This window comes from Halorhodospira halophila SL1 (assembly GCF_000015585.1).
GTDB classification, from domain to species: Bacteria; Pseudomonadota; Gammaproteobacteria; order Nitrococcales; family Halorhodospiraceae; genus Halorhodospira; species Halorhodospira halophila.
The window spans coordinates 1,501,412-1,527,207 of the sequence record NC_008789.1; the positions used below are offsets into that span (position 1 = coordinate 1,501,412).

General features: G+C 66.7%; 25 protein-coding genes. 14 read left to right on the forward strand and 11 right to left on the reverse strand.

The window, feature by feature from the left end:
* Positions 1-9: 9 nt before the first annotated feature.
* Positions 10-618, reverse strand: coding sequence for a bifunctional phosphoserine phosphatase/homoserine phosphotransferase ThrH (gene thrH, locus HHAL_RS07035; RefSeq protein ID WP_011814179.1), 609 nt, complete (start codon positions 616-618; stop codon positions 10-12).
* A 213-nt stretch (positions 619-831) separates the two neighbouring features.
* Here thrH and HHAL_RS07040 point away from each other — a divergent pair, with 213 nt between their 5' ends.
* Positions 832-1,512, forward strand: coding sequence for a Bax inhibitor-1/YccA family protein (locus tag HHAL_RS07040; RefSeq protein WP_011814180.1), 681 nt, complete (start codon positions 832-834; stop codon positions 1,510-1,512).
* Positions 1,513-1,635: 123 nt separating this feature from the next.
* Here HHAL_RS07040 and serS read toward each other — a convergent pair whose 3' ends face one another.
* The 3 genes from serS to lolA form a co-directional block, all read right to left on the reverse strand.
* A complete protein-coding gene (serS, locus tag HHAL_RS07045; RefSeq protein WP_011814181.1) occupies positions 1,636-2,913 on the reverse strand; it encodes a serine--tRNA ligase in 1,278 nt (425 codons plus the stop codon).
* Positions 2,914-3,000: 87 nt separating this feature from the next.
* Positions 3,001-4,284 carry a replication-associated recombination protein A gene (locus HHAL_RS07050; RefSeq protein WP_011814182.1) on the reverse strand — a complete coding sequence of 428 codons (1,284 nt, stop codon included), beginning with the start codon at positions 4,282-4,284 and terminating at the stop codon, positions 3,001-3,003.
* The gene (gene lolA, locus HHAL_RS07055) at positions 4,281-4,907 is read right to left on the reverse strand and encodes an outer membrane lipoprotein periplasmic chaperone LolA (RefSeq protein WP_011814183.1); all 627 of its coding nucleotides are present in this window, start codon (positions 4,905-4,907) and stop codon (positions 4,281-4,283) included. The genes HHAL_RS07050 and lolA overlap by 4 nt, the downstream gene beginning before the upstream one ends.
* 168 nt (positions 4,908-5,075) lie before the next feature.
* Here lolA and HHAL_RS07060 point away from each other — a divergent pair, with 168 nt between their 5' ends.
* Positions 5,076-6,269: a GGDEF domain-containing protein gene (locus tag HHAL_RS07060; protein WP_011814184.1), complete on the forward strand. Its 1,194-nt coding sequence runs from the start codon at positions 5,076-5,078 to the stop codon at positions 6,267-6,269.
* 9 nt (positions 6,270-6,278) lie between these two features.
* Here the strand turns inward: HHAL_RS07060 and HHAL_RS07065 are convergent, their stop codons facing one another.
* Positions 6,279-8,852, reverse strand: coding sequence for a DNA translocase FtsK (locus HHAL_RS07065; RefSeq protein WP_081432195.1), 2,574 nt, complete (start codon positions 8,850-8,852; stop codon positions 6,279-6,281).
* Positions 8,853-8,904: 52 nt separating this feature from the next.
* Here HHAL_RS07065 and aat point away from each other — a divergent pair, with 52 nt between their 5' ends.
* The 3 genes from aat to infA all read left to right on the forward strand — a co-directional run bounded on the left by aat (position 8,905) and on the right by infA (position 10,695).
* Positions 8,905-9,648, forward strand: coding sequence for a leucyl/phenylalanyl-tRNA--protein transferase (aat, locus tag HHAL_RS07070; protein ID WP_011814186.1), 744 nt, complete (start codon positions 8,905-8,907; stop codon positions 9,646-9,648).
* The gene (locus HHAL_RS07075) at positions 9,645-10,355 is read left to right on the forward strand and encodes an arginyltransferase (protein ID WP_011814187.1); all 711 of its coding nucleotides are present in this window, start codon (positions 9,645-9,647) and stop codon (positions 10,353-10,355) included. Before aat ends, HHAL_RS07075 begins: the two co-directional genes overlap by 4 nt.
* 121 nt (positions 10,356-10,476) lie before the next feature.
* Entirely contained in the window at positions 10,477-10,695 is a 219-nt protein-coding gene (infA, locus tag HHAL_RS07080) for a translation initiation factor IF-1 (RefSeq protein ID WP_011814188.1), read from the forward strand.
* Between the two features lie 61 nt (positions 10,696-10,756).
* Here the strand turns inward: infA and clpA are convergent, their stop codons facing one another.
* From clpA to aceA, 3 genes are all read right to left on the reverse strand, one after another.
* The gene (gene clpA, locus HHAL_RS07085; protein WP_011814189.1) at positions 10,757-13,027 is read right to left on the reverse strand and encodes an ATP-dependent Clp protease ATP-binding subunit ClpA; all 2,271 of its coding nucleotides are present in this window, start codon (positions 13,025-13,027) and stop codon (positions 10,757-10,759) included.
* 82 nt (positions 13,028-13,109) lie between these two features.
* Complete coding sequence (clpS, locus tag HHAL_RS07090; RefSeq protein WP_011814190.1) at positions 13,110-13,430, reverse strand: ATP-dependent Clp protease adapter ClpS; 321 nt, start codon at positions 13,428-13,430, stop codon at positions 13,110-13,112.
* A gap of 131 nt (positions 13,431-13,561) precedes the next feature.
* Entirely contained in the window at positions 13,562-14,830 is a 1,269-nt protein-coding gene (gene aceA, locus HHAL_RS07095) for an isocitrate lyase (RefSeq protein WP_011814191.1), read from the reverse strand.
* 276 nt (positions 14,831-15,106) lie between these two features.
* On the opposite strand from aceA, the gene HHAL_RS07100 reads away from it, so the two are divergent.
* The 7 genes from HHAL_RS07100 (at position 15,107) to def (ending at position 22,360) form a co-directional block, all read left to right on the forward strand.
* Positions 15,107-16,114 (forward strand): LysR family transcriptional regulator, encoded by a 1,008-nt coding sequence (locus HHAL_RS07100; protein ID WP_011814192.1) that lies wholly within the window; start codon positions 15,107-15,109, stop codon positions 16,112-16,114.
* Positions 16,115-16,198: 84 nt separating this feature from the next.
* A complete protein-coding gene (mnmA, locus tag HHAL_RS07105) occupies positions 16,199-17,350 on the forward strand; it encodes a tRNA 2-thiouridine(34) synthase MnmA (RefSeq protein ID WP_011814193.1) in 1,152 nt (383 codons plus the stop codon).
* A complete protein-coding gene (hflD, locus tag HHAL_RS07110) occupies positions 17,347-17,976 on the forward strand; it encodes a high frequency lysogenization protein HflD (protein WP_011814194.1) in 630 nt (209 codons plus the stop codon). The genes mnmA and hflD overlap by 4 nt, the downstream gene beginning before the upstream one ends.
* A 65-nt stretch (positions 17,977-18,041) precedes the next feature.
* Entirely contained in the window at positions 18,042-20,786 is a 2,745-nt protein-coding gene (gene acnA, locus HHAL_RS07115) for an aconitate hydratase AcnA (protein ID WP_011814195.1), read from the forward strand.
* Positions 20,787-21,374: 588 nt separating this feature from the next.
* A complete protein-coding gene (gene pufB, locus HHAL_RS07120) occupies positions 21,375-21,554 on the forward strand; it encodes a light-harvesting antenna LH1, beta subunit (protein WP_011814196.1) in 180 nt (59 codons plus the stop codon).
* 14 nt (positions 21,555-21,568) lie between these two features.
* On the forward strand, positions 21,569-21,784 hold the full coding sequence (locus tag HHAL_RS07125; protein WP_011814197.1) for a light-harvesting protein: 216 nt from the start codon (positions 21,569-21,571) through the stop codon (positions 21,782-21,784).
* Positions 21,785-21,871: 87 nt separating this feature from the next.
* Positions 21,872-22,360, forward strand: a complete 489-nt coding sequence (gene def, locus HHAL_RS07130; protein ID WP_011814198.1) for a peptide deformylase — start codon at positions 21,872-21,874, stop codon at positions 22,358-22,360.
* A 281-nt stretch (positions 22,361-22,641) separates the two neighbouring features.
* On the opposite strand, the gene pufA is transcribed toward def, so the two are convergent.
* Entirely contained in the window at positions 22,642-22,836 is a 195-nt protein-coding gene (pufA, locus tag HHAL_RS07135; protein WP_011814199.1) for a light-harvesting antenna LH1, alpha subunit, read from the reverse strand.
* Between the two features lie 12 nt (positions 22,837-22,848).
* Entirely contained in the window at positions 22,849-23,076 is a 228-nt protein-coding gene (gene pufB, locus HHAL_RS07140) for a light-harvesting antenna LH1, beta subunit (protein ID WP_011814200.1), read from the reverse strand.
* A gap of 441 nt (positions 23,077-23,517) precedes the next feature.
* On the opposite strand from pufB (HHAL_RS07140), the gene HHAL_RS12635 reads away from it, so the two are divergent.
* Entirely contained in the window at positions 23,518-24,387 is an 870-nt protein-coding gene (locus HHAL_RS12635; RefSeq protein ID WP_187147850.1) for a MotY family protein, read from the forward strand.
* 52 nt (positions 24,388-24,439) lie between these two features.
* Complete coding sequence (locus HHAL_RS07150; protein ID WP_244857299.1) at positions 24,440-24,868, forward strand: acyl-CoA thioesterase; 429 nt, start codon at positions 24,440-24,442, stop codon at positions 24,866-24,868.
* A gap of 15 nt (positions 24,869-24,883) precedes the next feature.
* Here the strand turns inward: HHAL_RS07150 and HHAL_RS07155 are convergent, their stop codons facing one another.
* On the reverse strand, positions 24,884-25,786 hold the full coding sequence (locus HHAL_RS07155; protein WP_011814203.1) for a universal stress protein: 903 nt from the start codon (positions 25,784-25,786) through the stop codon (positions 24,884-24,886).
* Between the last annotated feature and the right edge of the window lie 10 nt (positions 25,787-25,796).

A 25,796-nucleotide genomic window follows, 5' to 3' on the forward strand; every position in this document is an offset into this window, starting at 1 on the left:
CGGTCGCGATCAGGCGCGTGCGAAGGCCTGGTCCAAGGCCTGGCGCAGGGCGCCGTAATCGTGGGTAACGGGGAACTGCGGGAACTGCTCGGCGATCTCCGCAGGCGGGCAGAAGAAGATGCCCTGGTCGGCTGCGCCGAGCATCCGCGTGTCGTTGTAGGAGTCGCCCGCAGCGGCCACACGGAAGTTGAGCCCGCGCAGCGACTCCACGGCCTGACGCTTGTGATCGGCCAGGCGGATGTGGAAGTCGGCAATCCGGCCCGTCTCGGTCACCTCGAGGCTGTGGCAGAACAGCGTCGGCCAGCCGAGCTGGGCCATCAGCGGCCGCGCGAACTCGTAGAAGGTATCGGAGAGGATGATGACCTGGTAATCGGCGCGCAGGCCATCGAGGAACTCCCGGGCGCCCGACAACGGCTCGAGCCGGGCGACCACGGACTGGATGTCGGCCAGCCCCAGGCCATGCCTGTCCATGTCCGCCAGGCGCATGGTCATCAGCTCGTTGTAGTCCGGCACGTCGCGCGTCGTGGCACGGAAGGCGTCGATACCGGTGATATCGGCGAGGTTGATCCAGATCTCCGGAACCAGCACGCCCTCGAGATCGAGACAGACGATGTTCAAGCGATTGTCCTCCTGGCGAGCGTTTCCCGGGCGCGCTCAGCCCCGGTCGGCGCGAATGCGCCGCCAATCTATTCATAATGGATGCCGGGTGCAAGCGAAACGGCGCGACCCGGCGGATAATGTAGCGTTGACCGGCCGGAACGTCGATAATGGGCGCGCTAGCCGCAGACCCTGCGGCCCACGATCACGGATACGAACAAGGAGGCAAACCCTATGTCCGAGCGCTATACCGATAGTCGCGTCGCGACGGCTACTGGCGGTGCCGCCACCCAGGCGCTGGCCACCAACCGCCTGATCCGCAACACCTACATCCTGCTGTCGATGACGCTGGCGTTCAGCGCGGTCACGGCCGGCATGGCCGTCCTCACCGACGCACCGCGGCTGAACATCTTCGTCGTCCTCGGCGGCTTCTTCGGCCTTCTGTTCCTGACCCAGTACCTTCGCAACAGCGTCTGGGGGCTGGCCTCGATCTTCGCCCTGACCGGGTTCATGGGTTATACCCTGGGGCCGATCATCAACCTCTACCTGGGGCTGCCCAACGGCGGGCAGACGGTGATGATGGCCTTTGGGGGCACGGCGGCGATCTTCGTCGGCCTGTCGGCCTACGCCCTGGCCACTCGGCGCGACTTCAGCTTCATGCGCGGCTTCCTCTTCGCCGGCATCCTGGTGGCCTTCGTCGCCGCCCTGGCCGCGTACTTCCTGCAGATGCCGGGCCTGTCGCTGGCGGTCAGCGTGATGTTCATGATCCTGATGAGCGGGCTGATCCTCTATCAGACCAGCGAGATGGTAAACGGCGGCGAGGACAACTACATCATGGCCACCATCACCCTCTACGTGGCCATCTACAACCTCTTCACCAGCCTGCTGCACCTGCTTGGCCTGGCCAACGAGTAACCCGCCACACCGGGGCACGAATCGGGCCGGGCGCGATGCCCGGCCCCCTCTTTCCATCCCGGAGATCCTCTCCCTAGCATTCAGCGACGCGTGTCCGCCCGGGGCGTTGGCTCGCCGCGGTGCTCAGTCCCCCAGGAGCCGTTGCCCACCCATGTACGGGACCAGGGCCTCGGGGACGTTCACCCGGCCGTCGGCCTCCTGATAGTTCTCCAGGATCGCCACCAGGCAGCGGCCCACCGCCAGTCCGGAGCCGTTGAGGGTGTGCACGGGCTCCGGCTTGCCGGTCTCCGGATTGCGCCAGCGCGCCTGCAGTCGGCGGGCCTGGAAGTCGGTGAAGTTCGAGCAGGAGGAGATCTCGCGGTAGCGCTCCTGGGCGGGCAGCCACACCTCCAGGTCGTAGGTGCGCGCCGCCGAGAAGCCGATGTCCCCGCCACACAGCGAGACCACCCGGTAGGGCAGCGCCAAGCGGCGCAGTACGGTCTCGGCGTGGCCGGTGAGAGCCTCCAGGGCATCCCAGGACTCGCCGGGGCGCACGACCTGCACCAGCTCGACCTTCTCGAACTGGTGCTGACGGATCATGCCGCGCGTGTCCTTGCCGTAGCTGCCGGCCTCGGAGCGAAAGCACGGCGTATGGCAGACGAAACGCAACGGCATGTCGGCGTCCTCGACGATCCGCTCCTGGACCAGGTTGGTCACCGGCACCTCGGCCGTCGGGGCGAGATAAAGGCTCGGATCGTGCTCGACGCGAAACAGGTCGTCCTCGAACTTGGGTAGCTGCCCGGTACCGGTCAGGGAGCGGGCATTGACCAGATACGGGACATAGACCTCGGTGTAGCCGTGCTCCCGGCAGTGCAGGTCGAGCATGAACTGGGTCAGGGCGCGGTGCAGACGCGCCAGCGGGCCGCTGAGGGTGACGAAGCGGCTCCCGGCAATACGCGCGGCGGCCTCAAAATCCATCCCGCCCAGCAGCTCGCCGAGGTCGACGTGATCCCGCGGCTTGAAGGACAGTGCCGGGATCCCGCCCCACTGGCGAAGTACGCGGTTGTCTTCCTCGTCCTGACCATCGGGGACCTGCTCATCGAGCAGATTGGGCAGGCCCAGATGCAGCTCATCGAGCTGCTCCTGCACTTCGTTCAGGGCCGTTTCGGCCTCGCTCAGCCGCTCGGCGATGCGACCCACCTCCGCCTTCAGCGGCTCGATGTCCTCACCGCGCTTCTTGGCCGCTCCGATCTCCTTGGAGCGCTCGTTGCGCTGGTTCTGCAGGGTCTGCGTCTCCTGCTGAAGGTCACGCCGCCGAGCATCCAACGCCCGGTAGCCGGCCGCATCGAATTCGAATCCGCGCCGCGCCAGGTTGGCGGCGACGCCTTCGGGATCGTTACGCAGCAGTTTGGGGTCGATCATGGGTGTCGCAGGCTCCTTGTTCCGGGGCGGGCGCCATGGGCGGCGGGCATTTTAAAGACTTCCAGGCGGTCGGCGCCACGGCACCGATCACCCCTGCCGGGCACGCAGCCGCCGGAAGCGCTCGGCGATGCGCTGCTCCAGCCCGCGATCGCTCGGTTCATAGTAACGGGTGCCGGCGAGCGCATCCGGCATGTACTCGACGCCGGCGGCGAAGGCCTCCGGCTCGTCGTGGGCGTAGCGGTAACCACTACCGAAGCCCTGCTCCTTCATCATCCCGGTCGGGGCGTTACGCAGGTGCATCGGCACCTCCAGCGAGCCGTGCCGGCGCACGTCCTGCTCGGCGGCCTGCCAGGCCGTGTAGACACGGTTGCTCTTGGGGACCGAGGCCTGGTACGCGGCGGCGTGGGCCAGGGCCAGATCGCCCTCTGGCGAGCCCAGGCGCTCATAAGCCTCGGCGGCATTCAGCGCCACCTGGAGGGCGCGGGGGTCCGCATTGCCGATGTCTTCCGAGGCCACCCGGATCAGCCGACGGGCGATGTAGAGCGGGTCGCAGCCGCCATCAAGCATGCGCGCCAACCAGTACAGGGCGGCGTCCGGATCCGAGCCACGAATCGACTTATGCAACGCCGAGATCTGGTCGTAGAAGTCGTCGCCACCCTTGTCGAAACGCCGGGCCCCGCCGGCCACGGCCTCGGTGACCACTTCGGCATCGAGCACCCCCGATTCAGCCAGATCCGCGGCAATCTCCAGGGCCGAGAGTAATCGCCGGGCATCCCCGTCGGCTGCGCGCAGGAGCAGCGCCCGGGCCGCCTCCGTCACCTGCAGCTGGCGGCCACCGAGCCCCCGTTCCGGGTCGCTCAGCGCCCGCTCGAGCAGGTTCGTCAGGGCCGCCTCGTCCAGGGCGCGGAGCATGTAGACGCGCGCCCGGGAGAGCAGCGCCTTGTTGAGCTCGAAGGAAGGGTTTTCGGTGGTGGCCCCGACGAAGACCACCGTACCGTCCTCCACATGGGGCAGGAAGGCGTCCTGCTGCGCCTTGTTGAACCGGTGCACCTCATCGACGAAGAGTACGGTGCGCCGACCGGCCTGCCAGAGGTCGGTCGCCTCGGCCATGGCGGCCCGAATCTCCCGCACCCCGGCGGCAACTGCGGAGAGGGTGAGGAACCGGGCCTCGGCGTGCTCAGCCACCAGACCGGCGAGCGTCGTCTTACCGCTCCCCGGCGGGCCCCAGAGGATCATGGAGTGCGGCCGTCCGGCCGCGACGCTCTGCGCGAGCGCGCGACCGGTATCGAGAAGGTGGCCCTGCCCGGCCATCTCCTCGATGCTCCTCGGGCGCATGCGCTCGGCCAGCGGTGCGCTTGGCGCTGCCGTCAACGGATGCCCTCGTCCGGATCGGCCTCGTAGACATCCACCCCCTCGGGCGGCTCGAAGCGGAAGCGCTCTTCGTCCACGGCATCGTTGAGCCGCACCTCGTCGAGTTCGACCCGGGTCACTTGCCCTAGGGCGTCGTCGATCTCCAGGGCGCTCGGGTGGCCGTCACGCATGCCCAGTCGGGCCTCGTCGAACGCCTCGCCGCCGTCTCGGGGGGTGAGCCGGACGTAGTCCTCCGTCTCGGCCAGCTCGAAGAGTTCCTCGAGATCCGCGTAGTCGCCGGAGAGCAGCTGCGCCGGCGCACTGCCGAGGACGGCGCGCTGATCCCGCACGGTCACCTGATCGAGCTCCACGTCGTAGACCCACAGCCGCTCACCGTCAGCAATGATCTCCTGGGAGAACGGCCCGGCGTAGGACCAGTGGAAACGGTCCGGGCGGTGGATGGCAAAGTCGCCGGAGGACTCCTCGATCACCTGCCCCCGGTCATCCAGCGTAAACTGGTTGAATACCCCCTGCACGGTCTCCACGTCGCGGTAGTAGTCCTCCAGCGCCTGTAGCTGCCCGGCCTGGGCGGTGTTCAGGGCCAGTATCAGCGCGACGACGAGGAGGGTTGCGGTTCGTTTCATGGGCGTCGTGCCTCTAGGTTGCGTGCAGATGCGCCAATCCAACCGTTCAGGATAGCCCTGCTGACGCGGGGCGTCACGCCCCGGTGCCAGCAGGCCGGGCCAACGCCCCCATGCCCCCCATGGTATTGTGAAGGTCCCGTGACCCCGACCTGCCCCCCGGAGGAGCCATTGCCCGGCAGCACCCCAGAAGCGTTCTACCGCCTGGTCCGCCACCGGATCTTCGCCATCCTCGGTGAGGTACCGCCCGATGAGCGGGGTCGCTTGCTGCGCCCCCGGCAGCACGACACCCTCCTGGGCCGTCAACGTGCCCGCATCATCATCGGCCGGGTGCGCATGATCGCCCTGCTGCTGGCCGTGCTCACGCCGCTGTGGATCATCATGGACGTGATCTTCTTCCCCCGTGAGCAGGCTCAGCTCCTCGCCCTGGGCCGAGTGATCATCAGCCTCGCCTTCCTCGGGCTGGCGGTAGGCCTGCGCAACACCGCTGAGCTGTCACGCGGCTGGGTCGCGCTGGGACTGCTGTTCGCCATCCCGACGGTCTTTTATGTCTTTTCGCACGCGCTCATCGGCAGTGTCGCCAGCCACGGGGCCGCAGCAGCTGCTGCGGCTGGTTACGCCTTCCTGCCCTTCGTCATGATGGCCGGTCTGAGCGTTTTCCCCCTGACAGCCGTCGAGGCACTGATCTACGCGCTGCCGATGCTCCTGGCCAAGGCCCTGATGGCCGCCCTGGATATCGCCACTGTGGACTGGGGGGCTCAGTACAGTGCCCTCTGGCTGCTGGGGCTGATCACGCTGGTCGCCGCATCCGCCAGCCTGAGTCAACTCCACTTCATGGCCCAGCTGGTGGAACGCTCTTCCCGGGATCCGCTGACCGGCTGCATCAACCGCGCCCACGGTGAAGAGCTACTTAAACGGCAGGCCGCCCTCGCCCGGCGCGATGGGGCACCGATGACGGTGGCGTTCATCGACCTCGACCGTTTCAAGGCCATCAACGACGATTACGGCCACGAGGTCGGCGATGCCGCGCTCTATCAGGCCGCCCACGCGCTCCGTCGCCGCCTGCGCGAGACGGACCTGTTGATCCGTTGGGGCGGCGAGGAATTCCTCATCCTCTTCCCCAATACCCCGCTGCCAGGGGCCGAGGGAGCCTTGCGTCGTCTGCTGCTGGACGGGCTGGGGTACCGCCCGGACGGCTCCCCGCTGACCGCCAGCGCCGGGCTGGCCGAGCTGACCGAGGCGGAGGTCAATGGCTCCCTGGAGGAGCTGATCAGCGCCGCCGATCAGCGGATGTACGCCGTCAAGGCGGACGGCGGCAACGCCATCGGTGGCGCCGGCACGGAACGCCTGGCCGCCAGGGCCTGATCCAGCCGCTTAGGCGTCCGGGGGCGGCGGCGCCAGGACTTCGCGACCGCCATTGGATTGCAGCGGACCGACCACCCCGGCGGACTCCATCTCCTCGACCAGTCGCGCGGCGCGGTTGTAGCCGATCTTCAACCGCCGCTGCACGCCAGAGATGGAGGCCCGACGCGTCTCGGTGACGATACGCACAGCGTCATCGTAGAGCGGGTCGCTCTCCCCACCGCCCCCGCCACTGCTGCCGCTCCCCTCGCCGGGCAGGCCGGGGATGGGTGCCGACTCGCTGGCGTCCTGAAGCACCTCGTCCAGGTATTCCGGTTCGGCCACCGCCTTGAGATGCTCCACCACCCGATGCACCTCGGCGTCGGAGACAAAGGCGCCGTGCACGCGCTGGGGCATCCCGCTCCCCGGCGGTACGTAGAGCATGTCGCCGTGGCCGAGCAAGGCCTCGGCACCTTGCTGATCGAGGATGGTGCGCGAATCGACCTTGGAAGAAACCTGATAGGCCATCCGGGTCGGGATGTTGGCCTTGATCAGGCCGGTGATCACATCCACCGACGGGCGCTGGGTCGCTAGGATCAGATGGATGCCTGCGGCCCGAGCCTTCTGCGCGAGCCGCGCGATGAGTTCCTCGACCTTCTTGCCGACGATCATCATCATGTCGGCCAACTCGTCCACCACCACCACAATGAACGGAAGCTCCTCGAGCTCCGGGGCCTGCGGGGTGTCACTATCCAATGTCTGCTCGTTGGGATCGCCGGCATCGAACAGCGGATCGAGCAGCGGCTCGCCGGCCTCACGCGCCGCACGCACCTTGTCGTTGAAACCGGTGACGTTGCGCACCCCGAGCGCCGCCATCAGGCGGTAGCGCCGTTCCATCTCGGCCACGCACCAGCGCAAGGCGTTGGCGGCATCATTCATGTCGGTGACCACCGGCGCGAGGAGATGCGGGATGCCGTCGTAGACGGAGAGCTCCAGCATCTTCGGGTCGACCATGATCAGTCGGGTCTGCTCCGGCGTGTTGCGGTAGAGCAGTGAGAGGATCATGGCGTTGATCCCCACCGATTTTCCGGACCCGGTGGTGCCGGCCACGAGCAGGTGCGGCATCTTGGCCAGATCGGCCGTTACCGGATTGCCACCGATGTCCTTGCCCAGCGCCACCGTTAGCGCCGACTTCATGCGCCCGTACTCCTGGGAGCGGATGATCTCCGAGAGCGCGATGACGTCCCGCTGCTCGTTGGGGATCTCCAGCCCCACGGTGGACTTACCGGGGATGACCTCGACCACGCGGACTGAACGCACGGACATGGCCCGCGCCAGGTCCTTGGCCAGGTTGGAGATCTGGCTGACCTTCACGCCGGCAGCCGGCAAAACCTCGAAGCGGGTGATCACCGGCCCGGGCTGTACGGTCTCCACCTGGACCTCGACGCCGAAGTCGCGCAGCCGCTCCTCAACCTGTTGCGACATGGTCGCCAGCGCCTCCCGGCTGTAGCCCCCCTTGCCGGTCGGTGGCTCGTCAAGCAGCTCCACGGGCGGCACCGGCGAGCCACCCCCACCGGCGGATTGACTGCGTTTGCGCTCCGCCTTGCGAGGCCGGCGGGGTTTCTCCGTGGCGGCCGATTCGCGCTGCACCGGCGGTGGGTCGATGACCTGTTCCGGCGGCCCCTCGCTGCGGGAGCGAGGGAGCAGCCGGATCGCCTTGCGTACCGCCCCACCCTCTTCCTGGTCCGCAGGCGGCGCAATGCGCGGTGTCGCCGCTTGCTCCTGGCGGGCGGCCGTCCGCTCATCGCGCCGCTCGGCCGCCCGCCGGCGCAGTGCGCGCAGACCACCCAGGCCGCGGAGAGCGCCGCCGACGAAGAGCCGATAGATGACATGCCGTAACCACCGCGCGAACGCCAGCGTCCAGCGCCCCACCCACTCGGACAGGGCGAGCCAGGAGAAACCGGTAGCCAGGGTCAGCGCCGCGAGGAACAGGGCACCGGCCATCAGCGACGCCCCCACGAACCCCAACCAGCTCTCCAACTCGCCGGCACTCAGCTCACCGAGCAACCCGCCCGCCCCTAAGGGCAGCGCCTCGCCCTCGAAGTGCAGGCTGGCCAGCGCAGCACCGGCCAAGAGCGCCAGGAGAAGCCCCACCGAGCGGACGGTCAGTGCCAGCGGGTCAAACCCGGGCTCATCCAGCATGCGGAACACACGGTAGGCGGCCCACCCCATGAACAGGGGCACCAGGAAGGCCAGATAACCGAACAGCACCAGCGCGATATCGGCGAACCAGGCACCAGCGATCCCGCCGAAGTTATCGACATCGGCCACCGCGGTCACGCGGCTCCAACTCGGGTCGTCGGCGTCGTAACTCCACAGGGCCAGAAGCATGAAGGCGGCCACGCCGCCGAGCAGCACCATGGCCGCCTCGCGCAGGCGACGCTGCAGTTGATGGCCGAGAAACGGTTCGTCCCCGCGTTGTTCTTCCGGCTCCGCCACGGATCGCTTACTCTTTGCAGGAATCAATCCATCATTGTCAGTGACCACCGCGGCAGCGGCAAGTCGCCCGGCCGACGACTGCACGACGCCGGAGCCGGGCGGTATCATGCAAGGACGCTTCGAGGCGAACCTGCCCGAGGAGAGGAGACCGGGTTTACCCATGCGGCGGCTACGCTGGCTCAATGAACACGTCCCGGACGAACCCTTCCCCGCTGCGGATCAGGCCCTGGCCGATCCCAACGGGTTGCTGGCGGTGGGCGGCGACCTCTCCCCCGAGCGGTTGATGAGCGCTTACCGCAACGGGATCTTCCCCTGGTACGGCGAGGGACAGCCGATCCTCTGGTGGAGCCCCGACCCCCGGGGTGTCTTCCTGCCTGGCGATTTCCGCATCAGCCGCAGCCTGCGGCGGCGCCTCAACCAGACCCGCATGCAGGTGACCCTGGATACCGAGTTCGAGGCCGTCGTGGCCGGCTGCGCCGCCCCCCGTCCCGATCAGGACGGCACCTGGATCACCCGAGAGATGATCGCCGCCTACACCGAGCTGCACCTGCAGGGATGCGCCCACTCCGCTGAGGTCTGGCTGGATGGGGAGTTGGTCGGCGGGGTCTACGGCGTCGCTCTCAACGGCGCGTTCTTCGGCGAGTCGATGTTCAGCCGCATGGAGGATGCCTCCAAGGTGGGCCTGACGTGGCTCACGGCACAGTTGTGGCGCTGGGGCTTTGCACTATTCGACTGCCAGATGAGCAACCCCCACCTGGCCCGCCTGGGCGTCCGCGAGATCCCGCGCAGCGAATACCTGAGGCGCCTGGAGCCGGCACTGCGGGCGCCGCACCGCCCACCACCGTGGACGCTGGAGGCCGAGCTCGACCCCGTCTCTGAACACCGCCATCGGGAGGGGCCGTGAGCCGCAGCCGGATCACTCTGCTGCGCACGCACTGCCACGAGTGCGCCTACGTATCCGGGCGAACGGCGCGGCTCGAGTTCCTCTCGCCGACCCTTCGGCTGAACGACCACCGCTACCAACTCCTGCTCGAGCAGGGATTCCGGCGCAGCGGACCTTATGTCTACCGCCCGCACTGCCCGGGCTGCAAGGCTTGCCAGTCCCTGCGCATCCCGGTGGCCCGGTTTCGACCACGGCGGCGACACCGCCGATGTCAGCGCGCCAACGCCAATCTCCACGTCACCGCCTGCCCACCGGTCATGACCCAGGAGCACCTAGCCCTCTACCGGCGCTACATCGACCACCGGCACCCGCGCAGCAGTATGGCCAACCCGGACCACGCGGAGGCCGAGGGATTCCTTGCTGCCCCGTGGTGCACCACCGTTTTCTATGAGCTACGCACCGAAGCGCAGGGATCGCTGCTAGCGGTCGCGGTCACCGATGTTCTCCCCGACGCCCTGTCCGCCGTCTACACCTTCTACGCCCCCGAGGCCGAGCACCGCGGCCTGGGCAACCTCGCCGTGCTCTGGCAGCTCTCCGAGGCGCGAAGACTGGGGGCACAGCACCTGTACCTGGGGTACTGGATCGCCGATGCCCCGGCGATGGCCTATAAGGCGTCGTTCCGGCCACACGAGATCTTCGATGGGCGCGGGTGGCGGGCTCAAGAATAACCCACTGGCGAGCAGGCCCCACCTTGCCGCCGAGGCCGCAGGCCGGTATAGTTCGCGCGTTTAGAGGCCCCGCACAAATGGGGCTCCATCCGACCGCAGCGACCACGGATCAGAGAGGCGCATGGCGAAGGAAGACTCCATCCGCATGCAGGGGGTGATCGTCGACACCCTGCCCAATACGATGTTCCGCGTCGAGCTGGAGAATGGCCACGTTGTCACGGCCCATATCTCCGGGAAGATGCGCAAGCACTACATCCGCATCCTGACCGGGGACAAGGTCACGGTCGAGCTGACCCCGTATGACCTGAACAAGGGGCGCATCGTCTACCGCGAGCGGTAACGGGCCAACCCCAGCCAAGCACGGCTCGGCCGGGGCTGGCGGAAGCACCGGCCCGTCGGGCCTACGCCCCCTCGGTATCCCTCTCCCGGACGTGGATGGTCAGCTCGCCATCCTCGACCGTGACCTCGACCTCGCCACCACCGGTCAGCTCGCCGAAGAGCAGCTGCTCGGCCAGCGGCTTCTTGATGTGCTGCTGGATGACTCGGGCCATCGGGCGTGCACCCATCTGCGGGTCATAGCCCTTCTCCCCGATCCACCGTCGCGCGTCGCCGTCGACGACCAGGGTGACACGCTTCTCGGCCAGCTGCACCGACAGCTCGCGGATGAACTTGTCGACCACCCGCTGCACGGTGTCCTGACCCAGGGGCTGGAACTGCACCACCGCATCGATGCGGTTGCGGAACTCCGGGGAGAAGGTCCGCCGGATCGCCTCCATGCTGTCCTGGGTGTCGCTCTCGTTGGTGAAGCCGATCGAGCGCTTGCTCATCTCCTCAGCCCCGGCGTTGGTGGTCATCACCAGCACCACGTTGCGGAAGTCCGCCTCGCGGCCGTTGTTGTCCGTCAGCGTGCCGTGATCCATCACCTGCAGCAGCAGGTTGAACACGTCCGGATGGGCCTTCTCGATCTCGTCGAGCAGCAGTACCGAGTGCGGGTGCTTGATGACCTCCTCGGTGAGCAGCCCGCCCTGGTCGTAGCCGACGTACCCCGGAGGGGCACCGATCAGCCGCGAGACGGTGTGCCGCTCCATATACTCGGACATGTCGAAGCGGATCATCTGGACACCGGTCACCTCGGCCAACTGTCGGGTCACCTCGGTCTTGCCCACGCCGGTGGGACCGGCAAACAGGAAGGTGCCCACCGGCCGATCCGGCGTACCCAGCCCGGCCCGAGACATCTTGATGGTCGACGCCAGGCTCTCGATGGCCTCGTCCTGACCGAAGATCAGTCCCTTGAGCTCGCCCTCGAGGTTCTCGAGCACCTTCATGTCCTGGCTGGAGACCCGCTTGGGGGGGATCCGCGCGATCTTCGCCACGATCGACTCGATATCCGGCAGGCCCACCGTCTTGCGCCGCTTCGAGCGCGGGCGCAGGCGCAGCCGGGCGCCGGCCTCGTCGATGACGTCGATGGCCTTGTCGGGCAGGCGCCGGTCATTGATGTACTTGGCCGACAACTCCGCCGCCGCTTGCAGGGCTGGCTCCGTGAAGCGGACATTGTGGTGCTCCTCGAAGCGGCTCTTCAGCCCCTTGAGGATCTGGACGGTATCCTCCACCGACGGCTCGCTGACATCGATCTTCTGGAAGCGCCGGGCCAGGGCCCGATCCTTTTCGAAGATACCGCGGTACTCCTGATACGTGGTCGATCCGATGCAGCGCAGCTCGCCGGAGGCGAGCATCGGCTTGATCAGGTTCGAGGCGTCCATCACCCCACCGGAGGCCGACCCAGCTCCGATGATGGTGTGGATCTCGTCGATGAACAGGATGGAGCCGCTGTCCTTTTTGAGCTGGTGGAGCAACGCCTTGAGGCGCTTCTCGAAGTCGCCACGGTACTTGGTACCGGCCACCAGGGCACCGAGATCCAGCGAGTAGATAGTGCTCTCCCGGAGCACCTCCGGCACCTCGCCCTCGACGATCTGCTTGGCCAGCCCCTCGGCGATGGCGGTCTTGCCGACACCGGCCTCGCCGACGAACAGCGGGTTGTTCTTGCGGCGCCGGCAGAGCACCTGGACCGTCCGCTCGATCTCGTAACGACGACCGATCAGCGGGTCGATCTGCCCGGAGCGGGCCCGCTGATTCAGGTTGGTGGCGTACTGCTCCAGCGGCGACCCGCCCTGGGTCGGCTCCGCTGCGCCCTCTTCATCCGCCGGGCCACTCTCTTCCTTGCCCATGTCTTCTTCACCCCCGACCGAGGAGATGCCGTGGGAAATGTAGTTCACCACGTCCAGGCGAGAGATGTTCTGCTTGTGCAGAAAGTAGACCGCCTGGGACTCCTGCTCGCTGAAGATGGCCACCAGTACGTTGGCTCCGGTGACCTCACGCTTGCCGGAGGACTGCACGTGGAGGATGGCGCGCTGCAGGACCCGCTGGAACCCGAGCGTCGGCTGCGTCTCGCGGCTGTCGTTTACCGGGAGCAGCGGCGTGGTCTCGGACAGGAAGGCTTGTAACTCCCCCCGCAGCCGCTCGAGATCGGCGCCACAGGCCTTGAGCACCTGCGAGGCAGCGGGGTTGTCGGTCAAGGCCAGCAAGAGGTGCTCAACGGTGAGGAACTCGTGGCGCTTCTCCCGTGCGTCCTTGAAAGCCAGATTGAGCGTGAACTCTAACTCTTTACTTAGCATGCCCTATTACCTCGCCTGGGGCTTGACCGGGGAACCACCCCCGGATTGGACCGGACAACCGCGCCACGGTTCCTGGAACGATTCAAGCTTCCTCCATCGTACACAGTAGCGGGTGCTCGTGCTCGCGGGCGTAGTCGTTGACTTGGGAGACCTTGGTCTCGGCCACGTCCCGACTGTAGACGCCACACACCCCCTTACCCCGCGTGTGCACGTGAAGCATGATCTGGGTCGCCTGGCTCCGATCCTTGTTGAAGAAGCGCTGCAGCACCTCGACCACAAAATCCATCGGCGTGTAGTCATCGTTCAGCAGCACCACCTTGTACATCGGTGGCTGCTTGAGCGACGGCTTCGCCGCTTCAACCTCGGGGCCCTGCGGGTCGTCTTGGTTCGGCTCGTCGGTCATCGCCCTTCATTTTATAGAGTCGCGCGCGAACCGGCCAATGTCAGAGCGCACCGTCACCATAAAAAAACCCCGGGGCGGTGGCTACACCGTCCCGGGGTCCTGAGGCTTCGCGCGTCGGGGCGCGACCGACGTTAGAACTGCTCTTCCTCCGTCGACCCCTTCAGCGCTGTCACCGAGGACTGGCCGCCCTGGATCACGTTGGTGACCTGGTCGAAGTAGCCGGCGCCCACCTCCCGCTGGTGACGGGTCGCGGTGTAACCGTGTTTCTCCGCGGCAAACTCCGCCTGCTGCAGCTCGGAGTACGCCTCCATCTGCCGCTCCTTGTAGCCGCGGGCCAGCTCGAACATCGAGTAGTTGAGCGAGTGGAAGCCGGCCAGCGTGATGAACTGGAACTTGAAGCCCATCTTACCGAGCTCATCCTGGAACTTGCGGATGGTGGCCTCGTCCAGGTTGCCCGCCCAATTGAACGACGGCGAGCAGTTGTAGGCGAGCAGCTTGCCGGGATACTTCTCGTGAATGGCCTGCGCGAATTCGCGGGCGAATTCGAGATCCGGCTTGCCGGTCTCGCACCAGATCACGTCGGCGTAAGGGGCGTAGGCGAGGCCGCGGCTGATGGCCTGCTCGATGCCCGGCTTGGTGCGGAAAAAGCCCTCCGCAGTGCGCTCGCCGGTAATGAACGGCTTGTCGTTGTCGTCCACGTCGGAGGTCAGCAGGTCTGCCGCCTCGGCGTCCGTACGGGCGACCAGGATGGTCGGCACATCCATGGTGTCGGCCGCCAGGCGCGCAGCGATGAGCTTCTGCACCGCCTCCTGGGTGGGCAGCAGCACCTTGCCGCCCATGTGGCCGCACTTCTTCACCGAAGCCAGCTGATCCTCGAAGTGGACCCCCGCGGCACCGGCGCGGATCATCCCCTTCATCAGCTCAAAGGCGTTCAGCACGCCGCCGAAACCGGCCTCGGCGTCCGCCACGATGGGCTTCATGAAGTCGAACGGCGGGTTGCCCTCGGCGTGGTTGATCTCGTCGGCGCGCAGCAGCGCGTTGTTGATGCGATCGACCACCGCAGGGACTGAGTTCGCCGGGTAGAGCGACTGGTCGGGATACATGGTCTGACCGAGGTTGGCGTCGGCGGCCACCTGCCAGCCCGAGAGGTAGATGGCGTTGAGCCCGGCCTTGACCTGCTGCAGGGCCTGGTTGCCGGTCAGGGCGCCGAGGGCGTTGACGTAGGGCATCTCGTGCATGGACTGCCACAGCTTCTCTGCACCCTGGCGCGCCAGGCTGTACTCGACGTGCACGGTCCCCCGGAGACGGACGACCTCATCGGCCCCGTAGCCCCGCTGCACCCCTTTCCAGCGCGGGTTCTCCGCCCAGTCACGCTCAATCGCCGCTTGATCTTTCAACATCAGTCTCTGCCTCCCAAGTCGGGCTGGTACACCGTACCCCCGAAAATCTTGTATGACGGTCAATGGCTGTCGGCCCGAGGGGCCGTCGCGGTTGCCCTCGTGGGGCACGAACCCCGGGCGGGGTTAACCCGGGGCCCAGAACCCGTACCGCTGCGTTTGGCAGGCGTCTGCAGCCGGGTGGCGCGCTGCCGCGCCTGACTAACGCGTCATTGATAGTATGGCGCGCCGCAGCATTTGACAATATTTCCCAAACTATATTGCATATTGATCGGCCCAATGACTGAAGATCGAATAGCCTTGGATCACGAGTCCCCTCGTCATTACTATCGACACAACCGGCTCAAGCAACTGCGCGCCTTCTGCCACGCCGCTCAGGAGCGCAGCATCTCCCGCGCCGCCGAGCGCCTGGAGCTGAGCCAGCCGTCCGTATCGCTGCAGATCCAGGCCCTCGAGCGCGAGATGGGGATCACCCTGTTCGAGCGCCGTGGCCCGCGCATCCGGCTGACGCCCGACGGCGAGGGGCTCTACGAGGTCGCGGCACCGCTGGTCGAGGGCATCGACTCGCTGCCCGAGCAGTTCGTCGCCCGCAACCGTCGACAACAGCTCGGCCACCTGGACATCGCCGCCGGCGAGTCGACCTCGCTCTACGTCCTGCCCGATCTGCTGCGCTCGTTCATGGTGCACCACCCTAAGGTCCACGTCCGCCTGCACAACCTCATCGGCGAGGAGCAGATCCATGCCGTGCAGCAGGATCGGGTGGATATCGCCGTCGGTTCGAATCTCGACCTGCCTGACGATATCGTCTACCGGGCGACGCACACCTTCGACCTGAAGCTGATCACCCCGCTGAACCACCCGCTGGCGGAGAAGGAACAGATCACTCTCGAGGACCTGGCCGCCGGCGAACTGATCCTGCCGCCCCGCCAGCTGACCACCTGGCGCCTGGTCAACCTGATCTTTCAGCAGCATAGCGTGCCGTATCAGGTCCGCCTCGAGGTGGGCGGCTGGGAGATCATGAAGCGCTACGTCGAGCTCGGCTTCGGTGTCGGCATCGCCAGCGCCATCTGCTTGACCGGGCAGGAACAGCTGGCCATTCGCGACCTCCCCGAGATCTTCCCGCGCCGCACCTACGGCGTCATGCTGCGCCGCGGGCGCTACCTCTCCCCGCAGGCCCGCCGTTTCCTGGAACTGATCGACCCCCAGGGTTTCGGCCAGGCAGCGGAGTGGGACGGCATCGCGGGCAGTCAGGAGAGCGTGCTGGTCCCCGGCCGTCAGCCGCAATGAGCGTCCGGCTCGCCCCCGGCCTACCGGGGCCACCCTCGGACTGTGGTAGCCTCTCGGCCCGGGACATCTGACAGATCCGGCCCCATGACTGAATCCCCCAAGCGAATCGTCGTCGGCCTCTCGGGTGGAGTGGACTCCGCCGTTGCGGCACTGCGCCTGGTCCGCGCCGGTCACGAGGTGATCGGGCTGTTCATGAAGAACTGGGAAGACGACGACACCCTGACCCAGTGCTCCGCCGAGGACGACATCGCCGCCGCGGTGGCCGTGGCCGAGCACCTGGGCATCCCCATCCGCCGGGTGAATTTCGCCGCGCACTATCGGCGAGAAGTCTTCGAGCACGCCCTGCAGGAACTGCGCGCCGGGCGCACGCCGAACCCCGATATCCTGTGCAACCGGCACGTCAAGTTCGACCGTTTCCTGCGTCACGCCCGGGAGCAGTTCGAGGCCGACGCCGTCGCCACCGGCCACTACGCCCGAACCGGCCGCGCCGGCGACGGCGAGCCGGCGCTACTGCGCGGCATCGATCCGAGCAAGGATCAGAGCTACTTCCTCGCCGGCGTCCCGCGCCAGGCACTGGACGCCGTGCGCTTTCCCCTGGGCGACAGCACCAAGGAGACGGTCCGCGCCGAGGCCCGATCGGCGGCGCTACCCAACTTCGACCGCCCGGACAGCACCGGGATCTGCTTTATCGGCGAGCGGGATTTCACGCAGTTCATGCAGCGCTACATCGACCCCCACCCCGGGCCGATCCTCACCGAGGACGGGCGGGAAATCGGCCGCCACTGCGGGCTGGCCTTCTACACCCTGGGGCAACGCCGCGGGCTGGGCATCGGCGGCGATCGCAACCGGGACTCCTCCGCACCCTGGTATGTGGCCGGCAAGGACGCGCGGCGCAACGCACTGTTCGTCGTCCAGGGCCACGACCATCCCTGGCTCCAGAGTGCCGCGGTCTCGACCGAGCCCTTCCATTGGCTTGCGCCGGTGCCCGCCGAGGGGGCCCGGCTGCATGCTCAGGTGCGCTACCGCCAGGAGCCGCAGGCCGGCCAGCTGTCCCACGCTGAAGGCGGTCGGGTGGTTTTCCGTTTCGATGAACCCCAGCGGGCGGCGACCCCGGGGCAGCACCTGGTTCTCTATGATCGTGAACAGTGCCTGGGTGGGGGGGTCATCGACACCGCGCACCCGGCCGACCGGAGCGCCCCGCCGGCCCTGCAGACGCAATCGACGGAGGTGGTGTGAGCGAGTCGCGCGAACAGGAGCAGGCCCTGACCCTGGCTGTCATCATGCAGTCCGTGCAGTGCATCCGTGAGGTTGCACGCACCGGGGACACCGAGACCAGCCGGTATGAGCCCCTGATCGAGGGCCTACTCGGGGAGTACGACGGCTCCACGGACGCCCTCTACGGCGCCGCGCGCCTCGCCCCGGGGCTGCGCCGGGTGGTCGAGCAGCTCGAGGATCCCCAAGAGGCCGATACCACACGGTACGTGGCCAGCATCTTCCACCTCGAGCGCCGCCTCATGAAGCGCCAGGCCGTGCTGCAGCGCATCGCCGAGGGCATCGAGCAGGCCCGTAGCCAGGCGGATTACTTCGAGAATCCCGCGCATACGAGCGTCATCCGCAGCGTCGGTGACCTTTACAGCCAGACCATCAGCGAGATGGGCCCGCGGCTGATGATCCGCGGCGAGCAGCAGCACCTCGAGAACGAGCGCAACGCGGCGCTGATCCGCGCCCTGCTGTTGTGCGGCATCCGCGGCGCCAGCCTGTGGCGGGACAACGGCGGCGGCCGGATGACCCTGCTCTTCCGGCGCCAGGCCATTGCCGGAGCGGCCCGGGATCTTCTCGAGGCCTTGCCCACTGAGGCGTGAGCGACGCATCAGGACTGATTCGATACACTATAAGAAGCGCTGATCGCACAACCACTGGAGGGATCATGACGGACAGCTTCAACGCGCGGACCACCCTGCAAGCCGGGGGCAAGGCCTACGAGATCTACAGCCTGGACGGGCCACGCCGCGACTACGACGTCGATCGCTTGCCCTTCTCCCTGAAGATCCTGCTCGAGAACCTGCTGCGCAAGGAAGACGGCGTCAACGTCACCCGCGAGCATATCGAAGCAGTCCTCAACTGGGATCCCAAAGCCACGCCCAAGGACCAGATCGCCTTTACCCCGGCACGGGTCGTCCTGCAGGACTTCACCGGCGTCCCGGCGGTGGTGGACTTGGCCGCCATGCGCGACGCCATGAAGAACCTGGGTGGCGACCCGAGCCGGATCAACCCGCTCTCCCCGGCCGACCTGGTGATCGACCACTCGGTCATGGTCGACCACTTCGGCAACCGGCAGGCCTTGCAGCTCAACACCGAGATCGAGTACCAGCGCAACCGGGAGCGTTACGAGTTCCTGCGCTGGGGCCAGACGGCGTTCTCCAACTTCCGCGTCGTCCCGCCGGGGACCGGCATCGTCCATCAGGTCAATCTGGAGTACCTGGGGCAGGTGGTCTTCCGCAATGAGAACGGCGACACCCCGCAGGCCTACCCCGACACCCTGGTGGGCACCGACTCGCACACCACCATGATCAACGGCCTGGGCATCCTCGGCTGGGGCGTCGGCGGCATCGAGGCCGAAGCGGCCATGCTCGGCCAGCCAATCAGTATGCTCGTCCCTGAAGTGGTGGGCTTCCGGCTCGAAGGCAAGCTCCCCGAAGGGGCAACGGCCACCGACCTGGTCCTCACCGTCACCGAGATGCTGCGCAAGAAGGGCGTGGTCGGCAAATTCGTGGAGTTCTTCGGCGACGGCCTCGATCACCTGCCCCTGGCCGACCGGGCGACCATCGCCAACATGGCCCCGGAGTACGGCGCCACCTGCGGCATCTTCCCGGTGGACAAGGAGACCCTGGCGTACATGGAGCTCTCCGGCCGGGAACAGGAACTCATCGACTTAACCGAGCAGTACGCCAAGGCCCAAGGCATGTGGCGGGAGACCGGCAGCCGCGAGGCCGAATACTCCGACACGCTGTCGCTCGACCTGTCCACCGTCGTCCCCAGCCTCGCCGGCCCCAAGCGGCCCCAGGATCGCGTCTCGCTGGACGCGGCCAAGGCCAGCTTCAAGCAGACCTTGCAGGACCACCTGCGCGCCCATCACACGGTGCCCACCGATGCAGCCGAGGAGCACTTCGAATCGGAGGGCGGCCACAGCGCCCCGGGGATCGACGATGCCCACGAGCGCGGTGCGGTGGAGATTGAGATCGGCGGCCGCAAGGAGATGCTCAAGCACGGCGATGTGGTGATCGCAGCGATCACCTCTTGCACCAACACCTCCAATCCGGCTGTGCTGGTCGCCGCCGGGCTGGTGGCGAAGAAGGCACGCGAGCGCGGCCTGATGCCCAAACCGTGGGTCAAGACCAGTCTGGCGCCGGGATCCCAGGTGGTACCTGCCTATCTGGAGCAGGCCGGGCTGCTCGACGACCTCGAGCACCTGGGCTTCTCGGTGGTCGGCTTTGGCTGCACCACCTGCATTGGCAACTCCGGCCCCCTCCCCGAGGCGGTGGCCGAGGGCATTCGCGAGGGCGATCTTTGCGTGACCTCGGTGCTTTCCGGCAACCGCAACTTCGAGGGCCGCATCCACCAAGATGTCCGCGCCAACTACCTCGCCTCGCCGCCGCTGGTGGTGGCCTACGCCCTGGCCGGCACCATGGCCCGGGACCTGTACAAAGAGCCGCTGGGCACCGACAACCAGGGGCGCGATGTCTACCTCAAGGACATCTGGCCGAGCCAGCAGGAGGTGGCCGACCTGGTCCGCGGCAACATCTCCGCCGAGATGTACCGCGAGCAGTATGCCAATGTCTTTGACGGCGATGCCGCCTGGCAGAGCATCGACGCCCCCTCCGGCGAGCTCTACGACTGGCGCGAGTCGACCTACGTCAAGAACCCGCCCTACTTCCAGGGCATGAACCAGACGCCGCAACCCTTGCAGGACATCCGCGGCGCACGCTGCCTGATCTACGTCGGCGATTCGATCACCACCGACCATATCTCGCCGGCCGGTGCCATTCATCCGGACAGCCCCGCGGGGCAGTATCTGCAGGAGCAGGGCGTCGCGCCGAAAGACTTCAACTCCTACGGCTCACGACGCGGCAACCACGAGGTCATGATGCGCGGGACCTTCGCCAACGTGCGCCTGCGCAACAAGATGGCGCCGGGCACCGAGGGCGGCTGGACCACGCATGTGCCCAGCGGTGAGCAGACCAGTGTCTACGATGCCTCGATGCGCTACCAGCAGGCAGACACCCCGCTGATCGTCCTCGCCGGTAAGGAGTACGGCACCGGATCCTCCCGGGACTGGGCAGCCAAGGGCACGAATCTCCTGGGCATCAAGGCGGTCATCGCCGAGAGCTACGAGCGCATCCACCGCTCCAACCTAGTCGGCTTCGGGGTCCTGCCGCTGCAGTTCCAGGACGGCGAGAACGCCGAGACCCTCGGCCTCAAGGGGGACGAGGCCTTCGACATCGAAGGCATTACCGAGCAGCCCCGGACCGTTCGAGTGCTAGCCCGCCGCGACGACGGCACGGAGACCACCTTCGAGGCGCGCGTGCGCGTTGATACCCCTCAGGAGTGGGAATACTACCGGCACGGCAGCATCCTGCACTACGTGCTGCGTGGGCTGGCCGGCACGGCCTGAGCGCCGACTCAGACCGAAGGACAAGGGGGTGGCCGCGGGCCACCCCCGCCCCTTCCCCGCAGGCTGTCAGACGACGCTCAGAGCGTCTGCTACGGGCCGTCCGATCCCGTGTTGGCAAACCTCCGAAAGCGCCCGAATTAACACCGAATCCCGCTGCGTCAATCAGCCCGCGCCCCGATGAATTCCTGCCACCGGGGTTTATATCCAGTATCTTCAGGGACAAAACAGGCCACCGGGGCATATTTTTTCCGTAGAATATCGATTCAAATCACGGGATTCTCGGAAACCCATCGTGTCCGCCCCAGCCTGCCCAGCCAAGGCCGTTGCGCAAAGGGACGGCATTTTGCCGCACACCCTTCACAAACGGGCAGTTGGCGCGTAGTTATACGTTTTTCTGCGGTGATCGCGCAGGGCGGCGCGGCAAGGCAGCGCACCCCGTGCGGCACCGCGCCCCCGAGCGTTGACCGCCACCCGCCCTTCTTGTTTATCTAACCCTGCGACATTTGGATGGTGCCCGCTCCATCTCCAGTCCGGTTGATTGGGCGGGTGGTTCGGAGGCTAACGCCTTTCATAAAAGGAGTAGCTACTATGAGAGATCGCGACGATTTCGTGGACTTCGACGACCCGAACAGGGTCTGGCCGTCCGGGCTGACCCTGCCGGAGGCGGAGGAGCTGCACAGCTATGTGCTCGACGGCGCGCGCATCTTCTTCGGCATCGCCGTGGTTGCGCACGTGCTGGCTTTCGCCTACTCGCCGTGGCTCGGTTAAGGGAGGGTTAACACATGAACCAAGCTCGTATTTGGCTCGTAGTCAAGCCCAGCGTCGGCCTCCCGCTGCTGCTGGGTGTTGTGCTGCTGATCGCCCTGCTGGTGCACGGCGCGATCCTGACGAACACCAGCTGGTACCCCAGCTACTTTGAGGGCAACGCCGCGGCCGAGATCCCGGCCTCGGAGATTGCCGAGGGCGACGCGCTGGCAACGCGCGAGTCGATGGTGTAAATCCGCCTTTGCGGATGTCAGCCCATTGACGGCTCGACACTGGGGCGGGGTCCGCGGATCTCGCCCCTTTTCTTGTCAGGAACCCCCATGGCCACGTTAGAGATCCTCGAACACCCCGATCCCCGCCTTCGACAACCATCCGCCCCGGTGGAGCGCTTCGACCAGGCGCTGTGCGAACTGGTCGACGACATGATCGAGACCATGCACGCCCGTTCGGCGATCGGTCTGGCAGCCCCGCAGGTAGATGTCCGCCAGCGCATTGTTGTCTGCTGCACGGAGCCCGCCCAGGCGCCACGCGTATTCATCAACCCGGAGATCACCGGCAGCAGTTTACCCGGTTACATCGAAGAGAGCTGCCTCTCGGTCCCCGGCCAGCAAGGCCTGGTCCGGCGCCCAACCCGAGTCAGTGTCCGTGCCCAGGACACCGCTGGCGAACGGTTCCACTGCAAGCTCGAGAACCTAGATGCCGTCTGCCTGCACCACGAGATCGACCACCTGGATGGGACGCTGTTTATCGACCGGCTGCCGTTCTGGAAGCGCCTGAAGATCGGCGCCAGCCGCCTTCTCCGCGGCTAGCAGACCCCCTACCGGGGGCGAGGTCATCCCCGATCGATCCCCGCTCGACAAAAAACGGGCGCCCGGACGCACTCGCCCGGGCGCCCAACCAAGCTGGTGGGCGCCGGTGACAACCGATAGCACCCTAAAGGAGATCGGAGACTGGTGCGGAGTAACAAAGAAAAACGGGGCGTATGCCCCGTTTTTCCTCATATCCTGCCGCGTCCGGCAGGAAGACCCGGGAAGAATCTCTCCCGCTCGTGACGAACGGGAGAGACTCCTGAGTCACCCGGGATCGGGTGTCAGACCTGCCGCGGGGGCAGAGCGGACACCTCTTCAGCGGACTCACTCACCGAGCTGACCGCAGCACCACCGACCCAGTTGAACCGGTCAGTGCTCAGCAGGATGAAGTGGATCACCAGGGCCAGCACGGCCAGCCAGGAGAAGATGCCGATCAGGACGCGGCGCGGATCGTAAAGCTTCCAGAGTCTCCACATGGTTCTATCTCCTTAACCAGCAAGCGGCGCAATTTGGGAAACAGCGGCGGTCACGTTGTGAACACCCTCGATGACGGAGCCGTAGCCCTCGGCACCGGGGATCCACGGACGCCAGGCCCAAGCGAGGAAGTGGGCCACGACGGCAACCGCCGTGAAGATCAGGAAGCTCTGCATGAAGATGCTGTGGAACTCCTTAGCTTCCTCATCGCTAAGGCCCGTCAGCGACATGTTATCGGCCATACGTTTCGTCCTCCGTTCAGCGTTTCAGCCGGTACCGCGCTCTACCCCCGCGCGGTAGGGGGTGGTCGCCCACGCTAACGTGGGACTTCCGTTTCGACCGGCATGCTGCTGCCGGCCTTCCTCAAAGCGCTGGATCGGTACGCTGGGCCCGTCCAGTCTTCGAGGTTCGTTCGTGTGTCGAGCCCTTCCGTATCCGGTCCAGCGCTCGACCTCCACGATGACCTAAACACTAACGCAGGAATGGGGGCGTTGTGTGGTGGCGTATAACCGCACCCCTGTAGCCCCTTGTGGAATCCTTTTCCCACCACTTCAGTTTCCTGCGCAAATGCCGATACCGAAGATATGATGAAACACCGTACCCGGACCCTTGCAATCGGTTTTTGCGCTACTGCGGCAATTTGCGTAAGCGCCCAGGCGGCCGGTGGCCAGCAGACGCACCGCATGGACCCGCACAGCGCCCAGTGGCACGCCTTCGAAGGGCGCTCCGGGTGCCATATGGCGCACGAAATACCTGGTCAAGGGGTGGCGCTGATCAGTTACCGGCACGACGGTCGACAGTATCTGAGTTTCTTTGCCAATCGGCCGCCGCGGGAAGAAATCACCGGCGATCTTTATATCGGTCAGCCCGTCTGGGGCGGGGATCAACGGCGCCACGTTGAATCCGTGCGGCTGCACCCCGACGCCCGTACCCTGCGTTTCAGCCGCCGGACCACGCAACGGCTGCTCGATGCCTTGCGGGACGGTCGCGAGCCCCAGATCCGCTACGAGGCCGTCTACAGTGGCGATCTGGTCGAGATCGGCCTAACGCCAGCCGCCTTCCAGCGAGCACTGGGCCACTATCGCGAATGCATTGCCCGTCACGAACGTGTTGACGCCGGCACCGCCACCCGCGGCCAGGTGATCCCCGGCCGCACTGGCGAGCCGATGGCGGACAGCGACGGCCCCACCTGGGAGGGCAATCTGCCGCGACTGCCACGCGGGCCGCGGACCGAGGTCTATTTTGCCACCGGCAGTGACGACCTGACACGCAACGCCCTGGACGAAATCCGGCGATTCGTGCGCGCCGTCGAGGACAACCCCCACTGGGGCGTCATACTATCCATCGGCTACGCCGACACTCGGGGCAGCGCGGAGGTCAACGAGCAGCTCGCCGAGGCGCGCGCGTCCGCCGTGCGGGACGAACTGGTGCATCTGGGGCTACCGGAGGATCGTATCGAGGTCGAGGCGCGGCTGATCGATGACGAGGACGCCGAGCAGGACATCCACGAACTGGCAGGCAACCGCCGCGTGGAGCTGCGCACGGCGCTCTAGGTTCCGTGTTCCAGGCAAGCCGCCGCAGCCATCAACCCCTACTATGTCGAAGATGAAGATCGAACTACCCGAGCCACTGCCCTACTCCGCAGAGCTACCGGTGCGCATCACCGACGTCAACTACGGCGGCCACCTGGGGAATGACGCGCTGGTTTCCCTGCTGCACGAAGCGCGGGTGGCCTTCCTCGGCCACCACGGCTTCAGCGAAGGGGACTGCGGTGGGGCCGGGATCGTGGTCAGCGAACTGGAAATCGCCTACCGCGCCGAGGCGTTCTACGGAGACGTCCTCTCCATCGCTGTCGGGGTGGGGGCGATCGGGCGCAGCCGGGCGGACCTGTTCTACCGCGTCGAGCGTTCGGCGGATGCCCGGGAGATCGCCCGCGCCCGCACGACCATTGCCTTCTTCGACTATGCCGCCCGCCGGCCGCGCCGCACCCCGGAGCGCTTTCTCGACACCTTCTGTGCCCGATCAAGCGCTTGATCAGCAGTGCGGCCCTCACCCTTCACCGCTGGTGAGCAGGAGGTCACGCTCGCTCTCGTGGGCGACACGTCGGGCCACGCTGCCCAGCAGCGCCCCCTGCCAGCGTGACAGGCCGCGGGTGCCCATCGCCACCAGATCGATGTCCGCCTCCCCCGCGACCTGATCGATCACCGTCGCCGGATTCCCGCTGCGTGCCTCATAGTGGGCGATACGGTCGCGCATCGGCAGCTCTGCCACCAACCGACTCAGCTCCTCCGCCGTCTGCTCCCGTCCGGCCTGCAGGGCTGCCTGAAGCTCCTGTGCGGCCCCCTCACCGGCCCCATAGATCCGCTCCAGCGGTGTCGTGTCGTGAACGCTCAGTAGGTGCAGTCGCGCATCGGGGGCCAGGCGGGCAGCCATCTCGACGGCTCGGCGCGAGCGCGGCGACCCGTCCACCGCCACCAGGACCCGTTGGTACGCCCCCCGGGGTGGACGCTTGACCACCAGGATCGGCGCGGACAACTCGTGGGTCAGCCGCTCGGCGGTCGCCCCCAGGAACAGATCACGGACGACGCGCCGACCGTGGGCGCCAATCGCCACCAGATCGGCGCCCCAGTCCCGGGCCTCTGCGGCGATCTCGCTGGCTCCACGCCCCCACCGACACCCGACCGTCCAGCTCGGGGCCGCCCCGTCTCCGGCGATCGCAGTGAGCTGCTCGGTCATTCGCGCCTCGCCGGCCTGCTCCAGTTCGCGGGTCGCCTGTTGCGCCCCGGCACCCTGCTCACGGAACAGCAATCGGAGGGTCTCTTCTTCGAGGTCGGCTTCGATGACGTGCACGGCCCGCAACTCGGCGCTGTGACGCCGGGCCAGCTCCACACTGCGCTGCGCCGCAGCTTCCGTCCGCTCGCTCAGGTCGGTGGCATAAAGGATCTTGTGCACGACACCCCTC